Raw genomic sequence first — 22,339 nt, 5'->3', positions numbered from 1 at the left:
CTGTTCAAATAAATGACTCAGCCAGCCGCTTACCTATCGTGAGCGTTAATGTCAGAACGAGGAGGAGGTGTTCGGCGCAAGATCTGTGCGAACAGTCGGTCCAGTGCCCAAGAGACCCGAAGAACTTTGATCCTCTCTTTTCTTATCCGCATGAGAGGGGTTTAAGTTCTCTCTGGCGAACTCATCGGCATCCGCCTGTTCTGCGGTAGAGAGATCCGAGGCCGTATGGCCGATACGCTTGAGCAGCAGGAGCATGCATATTAGAGACACCAGCGCATAGGAGGCTGAAGCTATTGCAACGCCGATGATACTGCCGGTTGAGTTGAGAATGCCTTGTGCCAATATCGGTGTCGCGCCGCCGACCAGCAACGAACAGAGCTGGTAGGAGATCGATAAGCCGCTATAGCGCACCTTGGTCGGGAAAGCGCGTGCCAGGATGCCGCCCACGGCGCCGTGAAACATTGAGTGCGGAATAGTGGCCAGGCACATGCCGAGCACCGCAATCCAGTAGACCTTGGATTCCACTGCGAAGAACATCGCCGGCATGAGGATCAACTCCGGAATGATCATCATGGCGACGGCCTTGCGCATGTCGATCTTCGTGGCCAGCAATGCGCCGAAGGGCTGGACAATGAACTGCACGACCAAGGCGATAACAAGCATGCTGAGGAAGGTGCTTTGTGCGTAACCCAACTCTTTAGTGGCCCAGGACAACGCAAAGGTATTCTTGAAGTAAGTGACATGAATGATCGGCAATACACCCGCACTGAGCAGCACAATTTTCCAATGGTCGCGCAGCACTTCCACAATCGGCAGCTTGGCGGTTTTCTTCTGCTTCATAAGACGCTTCATGTCATCCGACTCTTCAAGCTTGAGCCGAATAACCATACCGACGATCACCAGCGCAGCGGACAGCAGGAACGGAATGCGCCAGCCCCACAGCATGAAGTCCGCTACCGGAAGGGCACTCAGCCCGAAAAACACCAGGGTCGCGAGCAGGTTACCGGAGGGAGAGCCTTGCTGGGCGAAGGCGGCATACATGATGCCCTTGCCCTTGGGCGCGTTTTCGCTGGCGATGAGAACGGCGCCACCCCATTCACCACCGACGGCGATACCCTGGATCATGCGCAGGACCACCAGGGCAATCGGGGCCCAGATGCCTATCTGCAGGTAAGTGGGCAGCAGGCCGATGCAGGTGGTGGCCACCCCCATCATGACCAGCGTGATAACGAGGGTGGTCTTGCGGCCGATTTTGTCGCCTAGGTGCCCGAAGATGATCCCGCCTATCGGCCGCGCGACAAACCCGGCCCACAGTGTGAGGAAGGACAACATGGTAGCGGTGCCTGGCGGAAGGTCGGCAGGAAAGAATACTTTGCCAAAAACCAATGCCGCAGCAATGCCATAAACATAGAAGTCATACCACTCTATTGTCGTACCAATGAATGAGGCGATTCCCGCTTTACGGGCTTTTTTATGGGCAGCAACTTCTTGGGCATTCATAGTTAATACCTGCTTATTTTTATTTGTATATGATTTGCCAATACCCGTTACAACAACCCCTTGGGATACTGATCAGAATAATCGAGCACGGGATTGCATGGCGTACCAAAGTAACCAGAACTTCGACCGCACCCCTTCACCGATCAGCATTCCATGCAAAATTACCGTCACTGTTCTGTGTTGGCGCCGCATGGCGCAAGGTCGCTGGGGTACGCCCAAAGCGTACAGTTGGCGCAAGAGTGACAATTTCACCTTCAGTGGGGTGTTGCTCGTTGCGAAATAGCCCCGTCGCCGCAAGATGGGGGTCTTCCAACAAATCTTCCAGCGTCGCAATCCGGGAGTGGGGTATATCTTCTCCCGCCAGTACTTCAAGCCAGTCAGCGGTCCTGCGCGTTTCCACAATGGCTGAGAGCTCGGCATAAAGAGCGTCGTAATGCTTCGTCCGTGCCATTGCAGTCGCAAACCGAGCATCGCTGGCCAGGTCGTCTCGTCCAGCACAGGAGAAGAACCGTTGCCATTGGCCATCGGTATACGGCAGTAGTGCGATGAAACCGTCCGCTGTGCGATAGGGGCGTCGGTCGGGGGCCAGCACTCGCGGATACCCCATCGGTGCGATAGGCGGGCGAAATGTGTGGCCGCCCAAGTGTTCGACCAATACAAAGGAGGAAAGCGTTTCAAACATAGGTACTTCGATCGCCTGCCCTTTCCCAGAATGTTCACGCTCATACAGTGCCATTGGGATGGCATAGGCCAGTGTCAAACCTGCCACTTTGTCTGCCATGATCGTTTTTACATAGCGTGGCGTACCATCGTCACGGCCTTGCAGCGACGCAAGTCCACACATGGCTTGAATGATATCGTCAAAAGCCGGACGCCCTGCATAGGGGCCGTCTTGCCCAAATCCTACTGCGGCACAATAGATGAGGCGCGGGTTGCGTTTCAGCAGGCTGTCGGAGTCGAGCCCAAGCCGTGTTAATGCTTGAGGACGGATATTGGACACGAACACATCCGCACCATCGATCAACGCAAGCAACCGAGCGCGGTCATCAGCCTGCTTTACGTCAAGTGTAATACTGCGCTTGTTTCGATTCAGGTTGAGAAACACAGCCGACATACCTTCGGACTTTATCGGTGCTGGATGTCGGAAAATGTCGCCTTCAGGCGCTTCAACCTTGATGACTTCAGCCCCCATGTCTCCCAGAATCTGCGTGGCATATGGCCCCATGCCTACCGAAGTCATGTCGACAATACGTACGCCTGTCATCGGGCCGTGTGATTGCACCGTTTGCCTCGTATTATTTTGCATTTCAAGCTCCTACTTCACCGCAAATTACCTAGAGAGGGCCGTCGAGGTGGACGACCCGCTTAGCGTCAGGCTTGAACCAAATGCTCTGCTATCTCCAGGGAAACCGGTGACTCAGAGAGAAGAAGCGTGATCGCCTCTTCTTCCCAGTCCGCAGCGGATAGGTTTGAGGTGGGTCTCTGTTGCATGCGGTGTTCGAGTACAAAGCGAGACAAGAGGAGTCGTCGAGCATCACCACCTGCTGCGCCGAGTTGCCGCCCCTCTGTTGCGAGTAACGTTGCAGTGGTGGCGTGATAAAGTTGGCTCGCTGCTTCCCGTATGAAGCGCTCATGTTCAGGCGCAGCACCCACCTCCTCGGCAAAGCGGATCGCTTGCTCCACCGCGCTGGAAAGCTTTTCCCGGAACTGGCTCGGTAACGAGGCTTCTTCGATACGGCACGCTAGATCTTCGCGCAGCGCGCGGTGCGCTTGTTTCTTGGCTACTGCGCGTTGAATCGCATCCAGCGCATTGATGTTGCTGGTTCCTTCCCAGATCAATCCCAGGTGCGCGTCTCGGACCAACCGGGCATTCGGCCAATCCTCTATGTAGCCGTTGCCGCCGCGAGCCTCCATGGCTCCTGTTGCCACTGGCACGTTGTCCCGGCAAGCGCGGTACTTGAATATCGGCGTCAGAATCCTCAGCAGATTTGTTGCTTTCTCAGAAGGGTCGCCGGAGACGGATGCCGCGTAGAGCGTCGCCGAAAGCGCCTGCTCTGTCGGGACCATCAACTTCATCAATTGCCTACGCATCAGAGGATGGTCGATCACGGTACGGCCAAAGGCGTTGCGATGCCGCACAGCGACCAATGCCTCGTTCAGGCAGCGCCGCATCATCCCTGCGGCTCGTGTCAGATGCGAAATGCGCGAGGAGTTCACCATGACCAACATCTGTTTCAAGCCTTGGTCGAGATCGCCAAGGCAATAGGCCAAAGCGCCTTCAAAGACGATCTCGCCGCTGGCCATGGATTTACTGCCCAGCTTGTCTTTCAGTCGCCGAATGCGATAGCCGTTGCGGGTTCCGTCTTCAAGAACTTTGGGCATCAGGAAAAGCCCGAGCCCCCGGCTGCCCTCTGCTCCACCCTCGGGGCGTGCCAGCAACACAGCAAGATCCGCGTCGACGTTGGAGCAGAACCATTTCTCCCCCCAAAGCCGCCAGTGCCTGCCTTCACGCACAGCCGTAAGGTCCGATCGCCCGATGTCCGACCCACCAGCCTTTTCGGTCATGAACTGGGAGCATTTCAACAGCTCACTCATGTCCTGCGACCAGAGCTTGTCGAGGTAACGCGATTTCAGTTCCTCTGTGCCAAAGCGATGCACAAGGTCCGAGGAGCTGTCAGTGAGGTTAACCGGACACAGCAGGCCGAACTCCGCCTGGCTGAAGAGATAATGAAAAACGTACTTCGCAATGGCGGGCATCTTCTCGGGCCAGCCCAGAACGCCCGGGCGATTGGTCATGGCATGCATGCCAAAACGGCTGTACGCCAGCGTTTCCATTTCACGGTAGGCCGGGTGAAACTCGACCCATTCCTCGTCGCGCCCCAGTCGGTCACGTTGGTGCAATTCAGGCCCGTGGCGGTCGGCGGTGTCCGCCAGCTCCCCGAGACGACCTCCGGATAGCTGACCAAGCTCCGAAAGATGCGGCTCGAGATGAGTGAGCAGCGAAGCGTCCATATAAAGTGGCAGGAGGCTGCGCATTCCGTGGTCAATGTCATAAAAGTTCAGACCACGGCAATCGGGAGCAAGGTCCCTGGAACGAGACGCGGTCGCCGCGCGGGTTACGCGTACTGTATGTTGGGCAGCTTCATTCATATGGGTTCCTCCGGTAGTGTCTTATTAGCCGGTCCCTGTTACTGAAGCGGTCCCAGCGCCCCAAAAGTACCCTTTACAAAAACGCAACAACAAACGATTTAAACGCATACCAAATTGAGTAATACTCAACACATGACCAAACGTAATCTCCCCCCTCTCCACGCCCTGCGCGCATTTGAAGCTGCGGCGCGCCACCACTCCATGACTCGAGCGGCGGAAGAGTTGTCCGTAACGCCTGGTGCTATCAGCCGCCAAGTGCGTGAACTCGAGGACAAGATGAAGGTGCCCTTATTTCTTCGACGGGCGAAAGGCGTCGAGCTCACAGAGGTCGGGGCGACGCTAGCAGAAGAGCTAGGAGAGATATTTGACCGGATTGCCGAGGCAACGCGAGGGGTGGGCCTACGTCGTCCGAGACGACTGTCGGTGGGCGCCTATGGCTATTTCACATCGAGCTATCTTTTGCCTCGCTGGAATGCATTACAAGCGTGTTTGCCGGAGATCCAAATTGATCTGCACACCAGCCGTAATCCGCTTGATCTCGTACCTTCCCGCTATGACGCCGTCATCGCGGTCTCGGATGGCACCCCAAAAACAGGACTGGTCACCCATCGGCTGATACCCATCTCCACTGTGCCCGTATGCGCTCCAGCACTTCTGCCCGATGGTTCACCCGATTTCGCAAAAGCGCACTTATTACATGCCAGGCCTCGCCCGGACGACTGGCGGCGCTGGCTAGATCATGCAGGATTCCGGTCAATCTCGGCGGATGGAGGAAGCAGCTTCGAGAGCACCGATCTCGCCATTGAGGCCGCTATACAGGGGCTCGGTTTTACTATCGCAATCGAGGCGCTCATACGCCCAGAAATCCAGCGTGGTACGCTGGTTTTTGCCCATCCCAAGACTCGCCCCACGAAAAGATGGTTCGTGCTCCAGCACCAGTCTCGCCTGAACGACGATCCTGAACTTCGGGCTTTTACGGAGTGGCTGCTGAATCAAATAGCTGAGGATAACTTGGCGTAGGATCGATCAATTTTCCACAGCAACCGACCAAAGTAGCTGACCGGGGGGCCCAACGACGTTTAATAACCTCTATAAAGCCCCTATAAAAACAGGTAGCTGGATGTTTTTTGCGTTCCAGGCATGGAACCTTTCCTCGACAACCGCCCAGTAAAAGGATTGCCATCGAACGCTGGAGACGGGATGCTATTTGCAAGCACAGCACAACAAAGTCGTCCGATAGCAGAGTGTGGGAAATACACAATGGCGCTGAACAAGCCCTCGATCCAACCGAGCAAATTGCGCTCGGCGCCCATACCCTCCCGCGCAATTGTGCGACCGCAGCTGCTGCAACGCCTGCAGGCATCAGCCGAGCGAGGTTGCCTGCTGACCCTGATCGCAACCCCCCTCGGTTATGGAAAAAGCACCCTGCTTGCCCAGTATGCCGCCAGCCTGGGCGAACCCTGGGCCTGGTACCGCTGTGATGCCAGCGACAACCAGCCACTGAGTTTTCTGGCACACCTGAGCAGGCTACTGCAGCTGCCCTTGCCCGAGCGATCGCTGAGTACGAGTGATGAGCCGTCACTCTGGGCCGCGATCCTCACGGACCTGGAACAGCGTCATGAATGCTTCACGTTGTTCTTCGATGACCTGCATCTGTTACGTGCCAAAGGGTCTTGCCGCTACCTGGACGAATTGCTTCGGCACGCCCCTCCCCACCTGCGGCTGATGGCGGCATGCGAAGGTACGCCGGCCCTGCGTCTCACTCATCTGCGGCGGGATGATCGGCTGCAGATACTGGACGCGCAGAGTCTGGTACTCGACAGCATGGAGGTCCGGCAACTAGCCACCGCACGCGGTGTGGCGCTGAGCAGTGACAGCGGTTACGACCTATTAGCCGGCAGCGAGGGCTGGATCAGCGGCATTCTGTTCGGCCTTGGCAACCATGATCAGCATGCGCACCCGATCACCCATGAGTCCCTGGAAACAGGTTTGACGGCCCCCGCAAGTGTCGACTACACCGCCCGGTTTCTGCAGGAAGAAGTGCTGCGGCACCTGCCCAATGAACTCCTGACTTTTCTCGAGCGCACTTCGGTCGTCAACACCTTCGACTGCGAACTGGCCGTCAAACTGAGTGGGCAGAGCAACGCACCTCAGTTGATTCAACAATTGCAACGCCAGGACGTGTTTATCCAGCAACGCAGTGGCGAACGCTTGCCCTACAGCTATCACCCAATGCTGCGGCGCACGCTATATCAGCGCCTGCGCCGCCGAGATCAGCCACAACTTTTCCGCCTGCACCGGATGGCCGCAGACTGGCTGCAGGAACAACGCTGCTATGCCGAAACGGTTTATCAATTAGGTCGTGCCAGAGAGTTCAACCGCCTGCTCGCGGTGATCGAGCACCACAGTTTCGACCTTTTGCGTGAAGGCCGGGTCAAGTCCATCGTCGACTGCCTCGCCGATGTGCCGGGCGAGATCGGGATCGATCATTTCACCCTCGCAATCACCGAAGCCAGTACGCTCATCGTCACCAACGACATTGGCCGTGCGAGCGTCTGTATGGCGCAACTGCAGCGTTTATTGCACCGCCAGGTGATCCCTGAAAAGCACCCGGAGCGTGTGCATCAGACCCTGGCGTTCCTGCGCAGTCGCCTGGCCTTTCTGGGGGGTAACTTCAGTCACGGCCTGGATATTGTCGACAAGGCGCTGCTGCAGTATCCGCAAACCAACGCGGCTACCGCGGTGCTGCTGTTCAATCGCGCCAGTTGTCTGTTTGCCCTGGGACAATTGCAGGCTGCCCGACAGGACGCGCAGCGCGCATTGACTGAACTGCAAACACTGGCGCTCAGCGGCTACACCAACAGCGTGCAGATGCTGCTCGGCCAGATCGAATTGGCCCAGGGTACGTCCGAACTGGCCCACAAGCGCTTCCTGGCACTCGACCAGCCGCTGCCAGCGAACATGCCCCGCAGCTTTTATGACCTGTACCGGCATCTGGGGCTGGGGTTAGTCCTGCTGCAACAAAATCGCCTGGAACAGGCAGCCCAATGCCTCAACCAGGCGGAGGCCATTGCCTTGCATTTTCCTCATAGCGCGGGCTTGCCATGGGTACTGCACTACCAAGCGTGCACTTTGGCGGCGCAAGGCAACCTGCCTCAGGCCCGCGAGCGCTGGAATGAAGTCCGGCGACTCACTCGCGAGTTCAAACTGTATGCCCTGTATCGCCAGGCCGGCGCCTGTCGCGCCCGGCTTGCAGTGCGCGAGGACGATCAAGCCTTCATCGCCCAATGGCTCAAAGACTGGCATGGGTGCCAGCGGCGCTATGGCCATGAACTGCAACCCGAAGAGTGGCTGGCTTATGCCTGGGTCCAGCGTTATCTGGGCCAGCACCTGGCCGCTCAGAGCATTGTCAGCAACCTGCAGGAACAAGCGCGGGCGGAGGATAACCAGCAACTCCAGATTGACCTGTATCTGCTCCAGGCCACCCTGCATGAAGATCACGACGAACGCAGCGCCACCCTCGCCGTTCTTGAACAGGCGATGCAATTGGCGGCCCGCCATGGCTTCGGTCAATTGCTGCAGCACGAAGGTCGCCCATTGAGCGAGCTGTTCAAGCAATTGCTCAACCCCAATACCCGGCGCCAGCTTGAACTGCAACAACCCCTGCCCTCGCGCAAACAGTTGATCTTCCTGCCGCGCCCCCCGTCCATCCCCGGGGCCGATGAAACGCCTGGGTTACTGGAACCCTTGACCCGCCGCGAACAGGACGTGCTGCGCCGAGTGGCCCGAGGCCAGGGCAACCCGCAGATCGCCGAAGGCCTGTATATCAGCCTCAGCACGGTCAAGACCCATATCAACAACCTGTTCCGCAAGCTGGATGCCAACGACCGTGACAGTGCCTTGCAAGCGGCACGCACCTTGAAATTGATCGACTGAGGTTCGCGCCTCCACCCTCATCAAAGCGGCTCCACCCCTAAAATCCACCTCAGGTAGGACGCGCGGAAAATCGACGCCTGCTAAAAAGTCGATCCATGCGCTGCCTGATGGATCCCTCGTTCATGGCGCGTTTTCCTGCATTCGACGAGAGCCGCCATGACTGACCTGTTACTCAATGAACGCGACCTGAGCTTTCTGCTGTACGAACTGCTCGACACCGAGGCGCTGTTGCAGCGCCCTCGCTATGCCGATCATGATCGCAACGTGTTTGCCGCCACCTTGAACACCGCACGCCAAGTGGCAGCGCAGTATTTCGCCCCGCACAACCACAAGGGCGACAGTCAGGAACCGACCTTCGACGGCCAGCGAGTGCAGTTGATTCCCGAAACCAAAGTTGCCTGGAACGCGTTCGCCGAGGCTGGTTTCCTGGCCGCTCACCACGATTTCGCTGACGGCGGCCTGCAGCTGCCAGAAGTGCTGTTACGGGCGTGCATGGCCTATTTCAATGCCGCCAACATCTCGACTGCCGGCTATTCGTTCCTGACCATTGGCGCGGCCAACCTGGTGAGCAATTTCGCCAGTCATGAACTGCGTGAGCGCTTCTTGCCGCCCATGCTCGATGGCCGCTTCAGCGGCACCATGGCACTCACCGAACCTGGTCAAGGCTCGGCACTGGGTGACCTGAGCACCGTGGCGCGACCCGCAGCCGATGGCAGTTACCGGGTATTCGGCCAGAAGATGTTTATCTCCGGGGGTGACCACGAACTGACTGAAAATATCGTGCACCTGGTGCTGGCCCGTATTGAAGGTGCACCGCCTGGGGTCAAGGGTATTTCGCTGTTCCTGGTGCCCAAATTCCTGGTCAATGAAGATCAGAGCATCGGCCCACGCAATGACGTGGCGCTGGCGGGCCTGCTGCACAAAATGGGCTACCGCAACACCACCTCCACGGTGCTCAGTTTCGGCGAGCAAGAGGGTGCCGTCGGCTATCTGCTGGGCGAGGCTCACAAAGGCCTGGGCTATATGTTCCAGATGATGAACGAGGCGCGCATCGGTGTCGGCCTGGGTGCGGCCAGCCTGGCCGTTCAAAGCTATCTGCATGCACTGGATTACGCCCGCGAACGCCCGCAAGGTCGCTTACCGGACAACAAAAATCCGCTGGCTCCGCAGGTGCGGATCATCGAGCACGCCGATGTACGCCGCATGCTGCTGCAACAAAAAGTCTATGCCGAGGGCAGCCTGGCCCTGTGCCTGTATGCCAGCTCGCTGGTTGAAGATGTCCACAGCGCCGCGACCCCACAAGCACGCCACGACGCCGCTGAATTGCTCGATCTGCTCACCCCCATGGTCAAGTCCTGGCCGTCGCGCTACGGCGTGATTGCCAGCGACATTGGCATTCAAGTCCTGGGGGGCGCGGGCTACACCCGTGAATACCCATTGGAGCAGTACTACCGCGACAATCGGCTCAACCCCATTCATGAAGGGACCGAAGGCATCCAGGGCCTGGACCTGCTGGGACGCAAACTGGGTCCAAAGGGTGGGGAGGGCTATCAACTGTTTCTCGCCGTCGTGCGCAACAGCCTGGTCGAAGCCCGCGACGATGCCGCCTGCGCACCACTGGCCGGGGCGCTGCAGGATGCCCTGGGCATCCTTGAACGGGTAACCACTGACCTGCAGGCCCAGGTCGCTGCCGATGCCACGACCGGCCTTGCCAATGCCACCGCCTACCTTGACCTGTTCGGACGGGTGCTGGTGGGCTGGCTATGGCTACGCCAGGCGCTGCTCGCCAGTCGCGCACTGAACCACCCAGGGCTGAGCGCCGACAACAGTGAAGCCCACTTCTATCAGGGCAAATTACAGGCTGCCCGCTACTTCATGGACTGGGAGCTGGCGCCGCTCGAGGCCTGTGCGCGGCTGTTGAGCGCCGGCAATCGCCTCTGCCTCGACATGCAGGACCGCTGGTTCTGAATCCATTCCCACACTCATTTCAACGATTGCAAGGAGACGCTCCATGAGTGCCCTGATCCACTATCAAGTCGACAATCAATTGGCCCTGATCGGCCTGTCTCACGCGCCGGTCAATGCACTCGGTCAGGCAATGCGTGCCGAGCTGCTGCAAGCCTTCGAGCAAGCGTCTGCCGACCCGGCCGTGCACGCCATTGTCGTGCATGGTCACGGCTTGCCCTTTAGCGCCGGTGCCGACATCAACGAGTTTGGCAATTCGACGGCGTTCGCCAGCCCTCACCTGCCTGACATACTCCAGCGCCTGGAGCAACTGGACAAGCCGCTGATTGCCGCGATCTCCGGCCTGGCTCTGGGCGGTGGCCTGGAACTGGCCCTTGCCTGCGGCTACCGCATCGGCGAACCCAATGCCCGTTTGGGCCTGCCGGAAATCAAACTGGGGCTGATTCCTGGCGCCGGCGGTACCCAGCGCTTGCCCCGTCTAATTGGCGCGGCACAGGCACTGGAGATGATCGCCAGCGGCCAACCGATCAATGCTCGGCAAGCATTGGAGCAAGGCTTGCTCGACCGTCTGGCCGGCAGCGCCGAGAGCCTGCTGGACGAGGCTCGCGCATGGGCCAGTGAACTACTCGCCTGCCACGCCCCGGCCCGCCCTTGCCCTGCCTATCCGAATCCGGCCAGCGGCCTGCCGGATGATTTCTTCATTCAATACCGCAGCGCCAACGAGCGCCGCTGGAAAGGCCAGCTCGCCCCACAGCAGGTGCTGGCCGCACTCGAAGCCGCCTGCACCCTGCCGCTGGCCGAAGGCCTGGCGCAAGAGGCCGAACTGTTCCGGCAAGTCGAATCATCCAGCCAGTCAGAATCCCTGCGGCATGTGTTTTTCGCCGAGCGTGAAGTTGGCAAGCTGCCGGGAGTGGATGCCCAGACGCCGATTCGCCCCATCAACAAAGTCGCGATCATTGGCGCTGGCACCATGGGCGGCGGCATTGCCATGTGCTTTGCCAACGCGGGTATTCCGGTCACCTTGCTTGAACTCAAGCCTGAAGCGCTGGACCGTGGCTTGCTACAGATACGCAACAACTACCAGAGCAGTGTCAAGCGCGGCAAGTTGACCGCCGAGCAACTGGAACAGCGCATGGAGCTACTTCACGGCACCCTCGACTATGCTGAAATCGCCGATGTCGACCTGGTCATCGAGGCCGTATTCGAAAGCCTGGCCGTCAAGCAGCAGGTGTTCCGTACCCTGGATGAAGTGTGCAAGCCTGGAGCAATCCTCGCCAGCAATACCTCGACCCTGGATGTCGATGCCATTGCTGCTGTCACCCGACGCCCGGAGGATGTCGTCGGCCTGCACTTCTTCAGTCCGGCCAATGTCATGCGCCTGCTGGAAGTGGTGCGCGGCCAGGCCACGGCAGCCGATGCGCTGGCCTCCACGCTGAATATCGCCAAACGCATCGGCAAGATCCCGGTGGTGTCCGGTGTGTGCTTTGGTTTCATTGGCAACCGCATGCTTGAACCCTACTCCCGTGAAGCTCATCGCCTGTTGCTCGAAGGCGCCAGCCCGGCACAAGTGGACAAGGTACTGACCGACCTCGGACTGGCCATGGGCCTGTTCAGCATGTCCGATCTGGCCGGCATCGACGTTGGCTTCCTGGTGCGAGAATCACGCCGTGATGTGATCGAGCAAGACCCCAGCTATTGCAAGGTCGCCGACGCACTCTATGCCCTCGGTCGTTACGGACAAAAAACGGCGCGGGGCTTCTACATTTACCAGGGCCGTGAGCGCCTTGAAGACCCCGAAATAGTCACGATTGCCGAGGACATCGCAGGCGACTTGGGGATTGAACGACGCGCTATCAGCGACCAGGAAATTCATGATCGGTGCCTGTTCATGCTGATCAACGAAGGCATCCAGCTATTGGACGAAGGCATCGCTCAACGCAGCAGCGATATCGATCTGGTCTGGATCAACGGCTATGGCTTCCCAGCCTGGCGCGGCGGCCCGCTGCACTATGCCCAGACACTCGGCCTGGATGTGCTGCTGAGCCGCATCCAGCACTACCAAAAGAGCCTGGGGGCTTATGGTCAGATGTGGCTCCAGCCTGCCCCGCTGCTCGAGCGCCTGGTCGCCGCCGGCAAGACCCGGATCGAGAAAATTTGATAATCGAACAGCGCTGATCTTTTTGCGCGGCCATCAACCGATGGCCGCCTCCACCCTGCACAGGACATTTGAAAATGCGTGAAGCCGTCATCCTTTCCACCGCCCGCACGCCGATCGCCAAAGCCTTTCGGGGCGCGTTCAACAACCTGAAATCGCCGAGCATGGCCAGCTACGCCATCCGCGCAGCCGTCGAGCGTGCCGGTATCGAAGCCGACGAAATCGAAGACCTGGTGATGGGCACCGCCATGCCGGCCGGGACCGCCGGCTGGAACCTGGGCCGCATGGCTGCCTTGGCCTCGGGCCTGCCGCTGTCGGTCAGCGGGCAGACCCTGGACCGTCAGTGCGCCTCGGGCCTGATGGCCATTGCCACCGCCGCCAAGCAAATCATGGTCGACGGCATGCAGGTCACCCTGGGCGCCGGTCAGGAACACATCAGCCTGGTGCAGAATCACCATATGGAATGGGCCATGGCCGAGCAAGATGCTCAGGTCGTCCGCAACGCCGTGCATGCCTATATGCCGATGCTGCAGACCGCCGAATGGGTTGCCCAGCGCTACGGCATCAGCCGCGAAGCCCAGGATGCCTATGCCCTGCAGTCGCAACTGCGCACCGCCGCGGCCCAACAGGCCGGGTTGTTCAGCAATGAAATTGTGTCGGTCACCACCACCAAACAAGTGGTCGACAAGGCCACCGGCGCCGTCAGTTACGAGCAGGTCACCTTGCACCAGGACGAAGGCAATCGCCCACAGACCGTGCTGGGCGACCTGAGCAGACTCAAGCCGGTGATCGACGGCGGCTGCATCACCGCCGGCAACGCCAGCCAACTGTCGGACGGCGCCAGCGCCTGCGTGCTGATGGACGCACGCCTGGCCGAACAACGTAACCTGGCACCGCTGGGCCTGTATCGCGGGATTGCCGTGGCCGGCCTGGCCCCGGAAGAAATGGGCATCGGCCCGGTGTTGGCGGTGCCCAAGCTGCTCAAGCAACACGGCCTGCGCGTTGACGATATCGGTCTGTGGGAGCTTAACGAGGCCTTCGCCTGCCAGGTCCTGTACTGCCGTGACACTCTGGGCATCGATCCGGACAGACTGAACGTCAACGGCGGTGCGATTGCCATCGGCCACCCGTACGGTATGAGCGGCGCACGGATGGTCGGCCATGCCCTGCTGGAAGGCAAACGGCGCGGTGTGAAATATGTGGTGGTCACCATGTGCGTCGGTGGCGGCATGGGTGCGGCCGGCCTGTTCGAGGTGCTGTGATGGACATTTTCAACAGCTTTTCCCTGGCTGGCAAAACCGTGCTGGTCACCGGTGCCTCCAGTGGCATCGGTGCACACCTGGCTCGGGTGGCGGCGCAGGCTGGCGCCCGAGTGGTGCTGGCAGCTCGGCGCCTGGAACGTCTGGGCAACGTGGCTGAAGACATTCAGCGCGAAGGCGGCCAGGCCCTGGCCGTGACACTCGATGTCACGGATCGGGCCAGCGTCGAAGCCGCCTTCGATGCTGCCGAAGCGGCATTCGGCGTGGTCGACGTGCTGCTCAACAACGCCGGCATCGGCAACGCGCAACAGGTACTGAACATCAGCGAGGAAGACTGGCGGCAGATGCTCTCGACCAACCTCGATGGGGTCTGGCGTGTCGCCCAGGTCGCTGCGCAACGCCTGGTCAAGGCCGGGAAGCCCGGCAGCATCGTCAACATCGCCTCGATACTCGGCTTGCGTGTTGGCACCGGCTATAGCCACTACTGCGCAGCCAAGGCCGGCGTGGTCCAGCTGAGCAAGTCACTGGCTCTGGAGCTGGCGCGCTATCAGATCCGCGTGAACGCCATCGCACCGGGCTACTTCAAGACCGAAATGAACGACGGCTACTTTGACAGCGACAAGGGCCAGGCTTACATCCGCGACAGCGTACCCATGCGCCGTCTGGGTGAACTGCAGGAACTGGAAGGGCCATTCCTGCTGCTGGCCAGCAATGCCGGTGCCTTCATGACGGGCGCGGTGTTGAGCGTGGATGGCGGGCATTTGGTCAGCCCCCTGTGATCGGCTGATTGACGCGGCATTGCGCTACATCACGCGTCCCTGTACAGCCGTCATGAACGGTTGTACAGGGACCAGCTGTTACACCTGACGCCCCGGCTATGGGGCGTCGGTTTGCAAACGCTAGGGATTCAGGCGCTTCCAACACATGTCGCTGAGCTCTACTCAAAGCCAGAATGGCCCCCTCATTGGAGCACATTCACGGGACAGGCGTGGCCCTGCCCAACTTGACCACCACTCAGGCACCGGCTAGTTGCAGAGCCACTTCGAGGCCAATACCACGACCGGAGCCGGTGACCAGCGCGACTTTTCCCGTGCATTTCCAACATTCTGAAAAGCTACGTCAAGCATTGAAATGCTCAGCGAGAGGTTTTGCTCGGACTGCGTTCCTCAAGGATGTCCCCCATGCGTATCTCGATCAGGCTCTTGATCTTTTGATGCGGCAGAATGTAGAAGCGGTTTTCCTGCACCGCCTCAAGCGTGATGCGCGCGATGTCCGCCGCGCTGAGCCTCCCGGCCTGCGTTGCCTTGCGCACCTGCTCCTGGTATTTCTCCTGGAGCGGATTAGTCTCAGCCAATTCAGCCGGTCGGTTTCGCCCAGCATCGGCGATGCCCGTCGGTACGAAGGCCGGGCACAGCACCGACACACCGATCGAGGCGTTTTCCTCCTGCAATTCAAGCTGCAGGCATTCGGACATCGTCACCACCGCATGCTTGGTTGCACAGTAGATCCCGTTACCTGGCACCGACAGCAGGCCGGCGACCGACGCGGTATTAACGATGTGACATTGATCCTTTTGCGCCAGCATCCGCGGCACAAAACTGCGGATACCGTGCGCGACGCCCATGACGTTGATACCGATCATCCACGCCCAATCCTGCGCAGTCGTCGTCCACAGCGGGCCGCCAACCAGAACCCCGGCATTGTTGAACAGCAGGTGCGCGGCACCGAAGCGCGAGTAGGTCGCAACCGCCAGTTGCTCGACCTGTTCGGCCTGGGCGACATCGCATTTCATCGTTAACACTGGGGTGTTCGACGGCAGCAACTCAACCGTGCCTTGAAGGTTCTTCTCATCAATGTCGGTCAACGCAAGGCGCATGCCTTCATTGGCGCAGGCAATCGCCAGTTCGCGACCGAAGCCGCTGGCGGCACCGGTAATAACCGCGACTTTGTTATGCAGTGGTTTCATATTTCTCCCAGTCCTGTCCCATCAGATAAAGGCTCGCGGCACCCATTGGACGTCCCTCTATAACGTGCTGCACAAATGCCCCGCATCCACGACGATCTCGCTGCCTGTCATCGCGCGGCTGGCGTCACTGGCGAGTAACAACAAGGCACCGTCCAGATCGGCTGGTGTGCAGAAACGTCGAGTGGGGACGCGGTTGCGCAATTTGTCGCCCACCTCACTGTTCAGGAAGTCGCTATTGAGTTCAGTCACCACATAGCCGGGCGCGATGGCATTGACCCTGATCTCGTGACGCGCCAGTTCCAGGGCGAGTGAGCGGGTCAGCTGGCTCAAGCCGGCCTTCGCCGCGACATAGGGGGTTACGGCGCCCGCCACGCGACTGGCCAGGATGGAGGTCACGTTGATCAAGCTGCCACCGCGCTGGGCCTGGACCATGCGCCGCGCCACTTCTTGCGCCACGATCCAGGCGCCCTTGAGGTTGGTGTCGACGACACGGTCCCAGTCTTCATCGGTGTACGCCAGCACAGGCAGGCTGTCGCTGACGCCCGCGTTGTTGACCAGGATGTCCAGCGGGCCAAGCTCAAGCGCTACCCCTTCAAGGCAAGCGTTAACCGAGGCCCGGTCGGTCACGTCGAGGGCGAAAGCACGGGCACGCCCGCCTTCGCTTTCAATTTCCGCCACCAGGGTTTGCAATTGCTCGACGCGCCGCGCCGCCACGGCTACTTCGGCGTCGGCCGCCGCCAGGGTGCGGGCAAAGTGACGGCCAAGGCCGCTGGAGGCACCGGTGACCAGTGCACGTCGGCCAGTCAGGTCAAACAGCTTGGCGATAGCAGGTGTCATCAGGAAAAGTCCTTGTGGCCGTCGAGGATTTTTTTCGAAAGGCTCATGCGATGCACTTCGCTCGGGCCGTCGTAAATGCGGAACGGGCGGATGTCGCGGAAAATGCGCTCGACCACGGTTTCGCCCGTCACTCCGCGCCCACCCAGAATCTGCACACAGCGATCCACCACATTCCACAAAGCTTCAGCACTGAGCACCTTGGTCATGCTCGACTCGACATTGCCCCGCCCGCCTTCGTCCAGCACCCAGGCGCAATGCCAGATGGCCAGGCGTGTGCTGTGCAGGGCCATCTGGTTGTCGGCCAGCATGAAGCCAACGCCCTGGTGTTCGCCCAGCGTCTTGCCAAACGAGTCGCGGGTACGCGCATAGTCGCAGGCGATATCGTGTGCACGGCGGGCAGCACCGAGCCAGCGCATGCAGTGGGTCAGGCGAGCCGGTGCCAGTCGCACTTGGGCGTAACGAAAGCCCTTGCCGATTTCGCCCAGCACATCGGTGGCCGGAATCCGCACGTTCTCGAAACGCAGGATGGAGTGGCCACCGGCGAAGCAACTGTCGAGGGTATCGAGTAGCCGTTCGTGGATGATCCCGGGGGTGTTCATGTCCGCCAGGAACATGGTCGCCGAACCGTCTTCCATGCGCGCCATAATGATCGCGAAACCCGCACCGTCGGCGCCGGTAATCAGCCATTTGCGGCCATTGATAACGTAGTGGTCGCCATCGCGCACGGCCACGGTTTTCATCATCGAAGGGTCGGACCCTGCGCCTGGCGAAGGCTCGGTCATGGCAAAGCAGGAGCGAATCTCTCCATTGACCAGCGGACGCAGCCAGCGGTCTTTCTGGGCGTCGGTGGCCACCTCGTCCATCAGGTGAATGTTGCCTTCATCCGGGGCGTGGATGTTCAGGGCTATGGGGCCCAGCGGTGAATAACCGGCTTCCTCGAAGACGATCGCCTTGGCGACATGGCTCAAGCCTGCACCGCCCATTTCGCGACTGGCATGGGGGCAAAGCAAACCGGCTTGGCGCGCTTTTGCGATCAACTCCTGGCGCAAGTCTTCGCTGGGGCCATGAGAGGTGTAGCGAGCATCGGTTTCCATGGGGATCACCTGCTCGGTGATAAAGGCGCGGGTTTTTTCGCGCAAGTCCAACAGTTCTTGGGGGATCGTAAAGTTCATGGGGGTCCTTGATGCGTTCGACTAGCGTCGTTGTTCGGTAAGGGGAGCGATCTGCGCGTGGATGCGTTCCATCACGGTTTGTCGCTGGCCGGCCTTGGGGAGGTCGTAAGGCGTCAGGTTCACCACACGGACAAAGCGGCGCAGGATGCGACCTGCCTGCATGTCGATATCGATGATGTTCAGACAGGCGTTGTCCTGCTCCAGGCCCGCGGCACAACCGCGCGCGCCACCCAGGGCCCAGCCCAGCAACAGGCGATTGACTGCGTCATGACTGACCAGCAGCAAGCTCTGCCAGGTGGGCTCGGCCAAGACTTCCTCGAAGCGGGCCATGATGCGGCTGTCAAAATCGCTCCAGCGCTCCCCGCCCATAAAACTGCCGTCAGGCTCGGCGAAACTGTCAAAGGCGTAGCTGACCTGCTGTTGCACTTGTTCAGGCGCAATCTCGCGCAGGCGGCCAGCACGAACTTCCCGTAGCTGCGCGCACGCCTGGAGCTCAATCGGGTGATCACCCAGCAACAATTCAGCGGTCTGCCGGGCTCGCGGGTAATCGGAGCACAGCGCACGGTCGAAATTGACTGACGCCAGTACCTGCGCCAGCTGTCGTACCTGATCTTCTCCCAGGCCAGAGAGCGGCACGCTGCGCGGATCCAACGGCTGGCCGTCGGGCGAAAAATAATCCACATGACCATGGCGTACCAGATAACAACGACGACGATAGACAGGCTGGGTACTCATTGGCCGAGCGCCTTCGGATTGCTGATGGACAGCCGCGCCCGAGTGATCGCCGAGAGCGCCACGAACAGGCGATCCTGATCACTCCCGGGCTCATCGAAACGGCCCTGACGAATAGCCTGGCAAAGGGCCTGGCGAGCATCAGCCAGTGACTGCCCGGTATCACCCTGCAGCGCCTCCAGCAACTGAGCCTCGATTGCATCCGCACACTCGCCGTCACGGCACTCGCGCCCGGCAATCGCCAAGGCATTGGCGATCATCAGCGCCTTGTAGCGCAAGCTGTCCGGCAGCTGCGGTAATAACTCACTGATCAGGGTCTGGCGGGCAATCGCCAGCAGTTCACTCGCATCGGGACGGATGTTCATCGGCGCAGCCCTCCAGTCAAACGCAATATGTCCAACTCCAATTCAGGGATCAGCCTTCCAGTCAGCGCCAGTTCCAGCGAGGGCTCCTCACCGGACAAGTGCCGCTGGGCTTGCTGCAGGGCGATGACCGCCCAACGCAACGTGGCCATGACCTGCCAGAAAACCAACTCGTCGCGCTCGAGACTGAGCGGGGAAACCTCGCTGTAACCGCGCATGAAGTGTTCCAGCGTACCGATGCCGCCGGCCTCCAGATCAGGCCTGGCGAACCGCCAGCAACGGGCGGTGAACCAGCCGATGTCTTCACGCGGATCGCCCCAACCGGTGAACTCCCAGTCCAGGACCGCTTGCAGCGTGCTGGACTCGGCCAGGTAGTTGCCTGTGCGAAAATCACCATGGAGCAAACAAAGGGCTGCACTTTTCGGCGCGTTTGATTCACACCATCGCAGCCCCCACTCCAGCACTGGCTGAAACACCTCAAGGCGGTCGATCACCACGCGGTGTGAATCAATCGAAGCCTGCACCGATACCTGTTGCGGGTCGCCAAGGAAATCCAGTTGGGCCTGAGCAGGCAAGATGCGATGGATTCGCGCCAGATTGGCGCCCAGATCAGCCACCAACTGTGGATCGCCTTCAGCCCCCAACTGGCTGGTAAGCCTGTGACCGGCGGCGATGCCGGACACCCACTCCATGATGAAAAATGCTCGCCCGTGCACCGAGACGTCTTCGCACAGCCAGAGTGGCTGCGGCACCTTGACGCCAGCACGGTGGACCGTACTCAGCACCGCGAATTCCTGCGCGCGGCTCAGGCTCTCCTGTACCGCCGATTGTGCGTCGCTGCGCAGGACCCAGCGCTGGCGGCCAGCATACGGGCCGCCCTCCACGCTAACGTCCAGCAACCAGTTCTCCTGGATAGCGCCGCCAGACAGGCGCTGCTGATGCTCAAGGGTGACCCGTAGCGCGCCAGCCTGAGCGCAAAGGAAAGTTTCAAGCCGGTTTTTTTTCAGCTGTTCTTCGGGCTGCGGCACTGTCGCCGCTGCTACATTCGGACCACTCATGAGTCGCCGCACCTGACCTGTTGGATTTATCGTAAGGGTTAAAGATGGCAGCTTCGCTTGAGCAATTGCCGGGCCAACTTTTTCACATAGTCCCCCTCAATCGCTCAACACCAGCTGTAGCGGGGCCTGCAGCGAGAGTGCGCGGTGGCATAAGCTCTTCGTATGAGCCATCAATGTTGCAATTTGGAAACGAATCCATTCATATATGAGACCCACTTGAAACACCAATAAGAGCTCGCTTGCCATGCAGCCTCGCCAACCCCAGATCATCGTTCTCATCAGCCACCTGGAGCGTCCCCTGCAACACAGCCGCCTGGCTCAGGTGGTGAACAGCGTGATGCCTGAATACCTGGCCGAAACCAACATCCGCGTGCTGGACACCACGGTCGAGGAGGCGCTGCCACTGGCCCGCGAGCTGGAGAAAAACAACGAGGTTGACGTCTTCGTCTGCGCAGGCGCTACCGCGGCCTACCTGCGTAGACACCTGACTCGCCCGGTGCTGTCGATGCGGGTGGGGGGCGCCGATCTCCTTCGAGCCTTGGAACAAGCGCGACTGCGCTCACCGCAAATCGCGGTCCTCAGCTATGCACGGATCAACGCCGACCTCAACTCGATGGCGGCGCTGTTCACGGTGCAGATCCACCAAGCGTGTTACATCACACTCGAAGAAGCTCGGCAGGCGGTGGAGCGCGCTCGCAGCCTGGGTTGCCAGACAGTGATTGGCTCATCCACTGTGGTGGAACTTGCGGAACGGGCCGGCTTGCACGGGGTGCTTTCATTGAGCCAGGACACCGTGCGCAAAGCGCTGGAAGAGGCGCTGGGGATCCTGCACAGCCAGCGCATCGAGATTGCCAAACGCCGGCACCTGAACGGTGTGTTGCAGCACATCCCGGCAGGCGTTGCAGCCGTGGACAACCTGGGCATCGTGCAATCGCTGAACCCTGCGCTGGAAGCGCTATTGGGCATGCCGGCAAGCCGGATGTTAGGCCGCCCCCTGCTGGAGCTCTGCCCGGAACTGGCGTTGGACGAAGTGCTGCGTAGCGGCGCCTGCGAAGAGAACCAGGTCATTCGCCTGGGCCAGAACATGGTCGTCTGCAATATCCTGCCGATCCTGGAAGACGGCCAACGCACCGGACTGGTGCTGACTTGCCAAGATACATCCGCGGTACAACGCGCCGACCAGCGCATTCGTTCGACGCACCGTCCTAGTGGATTCTCGGCCAAGTACCGCCTTGAGCAAATCAGCGGCAATAGCCAGGCCACCCGACAGTTACTGAAGCTGGCAGAACGCTACGCCGCAACCTCCTCGACCGTACTGATCACTGGCGAAAGTGGCACCGGCAAGGAGTTGCTGGCGCAAGGCATGCACAATGTCAGTAGCCGCCAGCGTGGCCCGTTCGTTGCGATCAATTGCGCGGCCTTTCCCGAATCGCTGCTGGAAAGCGAACTGTTCGGCTACCAGGAAGGCGCCTTCAGCGGCTCGCGCAAAGGCGGCAAGCCCGGCTTACTCGAAGCCGCCCACCGGGGCACACTGTTCCTCGACGAAATCGGCGACATGCCGGTTTCACTGCAAACCCGCCTGTTACGCGTGTTGCAAGAGCGCGAAGTGCTGCGCCTGGGCGCAACCGAGCCGATCAGCATCGACATCCGCATCATCGCCGCCACCCATCAGGATCTCTCTCAAGCCATCGAAGCCGGGGGATTTCGTAGCGACCTCTACTATCGCCTGAACATCCTGCGCCTGCAGACGGTGCCGTTACGTGAACGCAGTGAAGACATCGCAGACATTGCTCGCGCCATTTTGCATCGCTTGAATGGAGACAAACGGGCGCCGCAATTGCAAGAACGACTGCTGGACGCACTGCTGCCCAACCTCATGACGTATCACTGGCCCGGCAATATCCGCGAACTGGAAAACATCATCGAACGCGCCACGCTCTCGGCACAAGATCTGCTGCACGGCACAGCGATTGATGAGCTGAGCCTCGCCTTGGTGATCCCCGAACTGCTGAAAAACCAGACCTTGCCCCACGCTCCAGACCCGGCAGCACCGGTAGTACCGGCAGTCACTGGCTTGAAAAGCCTCGCCAAGGAAAAGGAAAAGCAATACGTACACCAAATGCTCAAAGCCTGTGACGGCAATTTAGCGCAAACGGCAACTCGACTGGGCATCAGTCGATCCACACTGTGGCGGCGACTCCAATAGAGGGCATCGCTCCCTCTGTGGCAACAGCCGGGTTCCTTGAT

Annotated in this window: 16 protein-coding genes; 7 read left to right on the top strand and 9 right to left on the bottom strand. The window is 60.0% G+C overall.

All coding sequences use genetic code 11. The features are described from left to right. Positions 1–51: 51 nt before the first annotated feature. From AC3IX4_RS11760 to AC3IX4_RS11750, 3 genes are all read right to left on the bottom strand, one after another. Entirely contained in the window at positions 52–1,500 is a 1,449-nt protein-coding gene (locus AC3IX4_RS11760) for an MFS transporter (RefSeq protein WP_489260688.1), read from the bottom strand. Positions 1,501–1,636: 136 nt separating this feature from the next. Beyond that, positions 1,637–2,806, bottom strand: coding sequence for a CaiB/BaiF CoA transferase family protein (locus tag AC3IX4_RS11755; protein WP_489260687.1), 1,170 nt, complete (start codon positions 2,804–2,806; stop codon positions 1,637–1,639). Positions 2,807–2,871: 65 nt separating this feature from the next. After that, entirely contained in the window at positions 2,872–4,650 is a 1,779-nt protein-coding gene (locus AC3IX4_RS11750) for an acyl-CoA dehydrogenase family protein (RefSeq protein ID WP_489260686.1), read from the bottom strand. 132 nt (positions 4,651–4,782) lie between these two features. On the opposite strand from AC3IX4_RS11750, the gene AC3IX4_RS11745 reads away from it, so the two are divergent. From AC3IX4_RS11745 to AC3IX4_RS11720, 6 genes are all read left to right on the top strand, one after another. Further along, positions 4,783–5,670, top strand: a complete 888-nt coding sequence (locus tag AC3IX4_RS11745; protein WP_489260685.1) for a LysR substrate-binding domain-containing protein — start codon at positions 4,783–4,785, stop codon at positions 5,668–5,670. A 240-nt stretch (positions 5,671–5,910) separates the two neighbouring features. Further along, positions 5,911–8,586, top strand: coding sequence for a winged helix-turn-helix domain-containing protein (locus tag AC3IX4_RS11740; RefSeq protein WP_489260684.1), 2,676 nt, complete (start codon positions 5,911–5,913; stop codon positions 8,584–8,586). 156 nt (positions 8,587–8,742) lie between these two features. Continuing rightward, positions 8,743–10,554, top strand: coding sequence for an acyl-CoA dehydrogenase (locus AC3IX4_RS11735; RefSeq protein WP_489260683.1), 1,812 nt, complete (start codon positions 8,743–8,745; stop codon positions 10,552–10,554). 43 nt (positions 10,555–10,597) lie between these two features. After that, positions 10,598–12,709: a 3-hydroxyacyl-CoA dehydrogenase NAD-binding domain-containing protein gene (locus tag AC3IX4_RS11730; protein WP_489260682.1), complete on the top strand. Its 2,112-nt coding sequence runs from the start codon at positions 10,598–10,600 to the stop codon at positions 12,707–12,709. 74 nt (positions 12,710–12,783) lie between these two features. Beyond that, entirely contained in the window at positions 12,784–13,968 is a 1,185-nt protein-coding gene (locus tag AC3IX4_RS11725) for an acetyl-CoA C-acyltransferase (RefSeq protein WP_489260681.1), read from the top strand. After that, entirely contained in the window at positions 13,968–14,744 is a 777-nt protein-coding gene (locus tag AC3IX4_RS11720) for an SDR family NAD(P)-dependent oxidoreductase (RefSeq protein WP_489260680.1), read from the top strand. Before AC3IX4_RS11725 ends, AC3IX4_RS11720 begins: the two co-directional genes overlap by 1 nt. A 356-nt stretch (positions 14,745–15,100) precedes the next feature. Here AC3IX4_RS11720 and AC3IX4_RS11715 read toward each other — a convergent pair whose 3' ends face one another. Genes AC3IX4_RS11715 through AC3IX4_RS11690 form a run of 6 tightly spaced genes read right to left on the bottom strand, consistent with a single transcriptional unit; the run spans position 15,101 to position 20,092 of the window. Next, entirely contained in the window at positions 15,101–15,931 is an 831-nt protein-coding gene (locus AC3IX4_RS11715) for an SDR family NAD(P)-dependent oxidoreductase (protein WP_489260679.1), read from the bottom strand. Positions 15,932–15,988: 57 nt separating this feature from the next. Beyond that, positions 15,989–16,768 carry an SDR family NAD(P)-dependent oxidoreductase gene (locus tag AC3IX4_RS11710; RefSeq protein WP_489260678.1) on the bottom strand — a complete coding sequence of 260 codons (780 nt, stop codon included), beginning with the start codon at positions 16,766–16,768 and terminating at the stop codon, positions 15,989–15,991. After that, the gene (locus AC3IX4_RS11705; protein WP_489260677.1) at positions 16,768–17,940 is read right to left on the bottom strand and encodes an acyl-CoA dehydrogenase family protein; all 1,173 of its coding nucleotides are present in this window, start codon (positions 17,938–17,940) and stop codon (positions 16,768–16,770) included. Before AC3IX4_RS11705 ends, AC3IX4_RS11710 begins: the two co-directional genes overlap by 1 nt. A gap of 21 nt (positions 17,941–17,961) precedes the next feature. After that, positions 17,962–18,675, bottom strand: a complete 714-nt coding sequence (locus AC3IX4_RS11700) for a histidine phosphatase family protein (protein ID WP_489260676.1) — start codon at positions 18,673–18,675, stop codon at positions 17,962–17,964. Then, the gene (locus AC3IX4_RS11695; protein WP_489260675.1) at positions 18,672–19,037 is read right to left on the bottom strand and encodes a DUF6285 domain-containing protein; all 366 of its coding nucleotides are present in this window, start codon (positions 19,035–19,037) and stop codon (positions 18,672–18,674) included. Before AC3IX4_RS11695 ends, AC3IX4_RS11700 begins: the two co-directional genes overlap by 4 nt. Beyond that, entirely contained in the window at positions 19,034–20,092 is a 1,059-nt protein-coding gene (locus AC3IX4_RS11690) for a phosphotransferase family protein (protein WP_489260674.1), read from the bottom strand. The genes AC3IX4_RS11695 and AC3IX4_RS11690 overlap by 4 nt, the downstream gene beginning before the upstream one ends. A gap of 244 nt (positions 20,093–20,336) precedes the next feature. Here AC3IX4_RS11690 and prpR point away from each other — a divergent pair, with 244 nt between their 5' ends. Beyond that, complete coding sequence (gene prpR, locus AC3IX4_RS11685) at positions 20,337–22,298, top strand: propionate catabolism operon regulatory protein PrpR (RefSeq protein WP_489260673.1); 1,962 nt, start codon at positions 20,337–20,339, stop codon at positions 22,296–22,298. Positions 22,299–22,339 lie beyond the last annotated feature (41 nt).

It is taken from the genome of Pseudomonas sp. KH_021 (genome assembly GCF_057838865.1).
The sequence above is the reverse complement of the archived record's forward strand: the minus strand, read 5'-3'. Positions and strand labels throughout refer to the sequence as shown.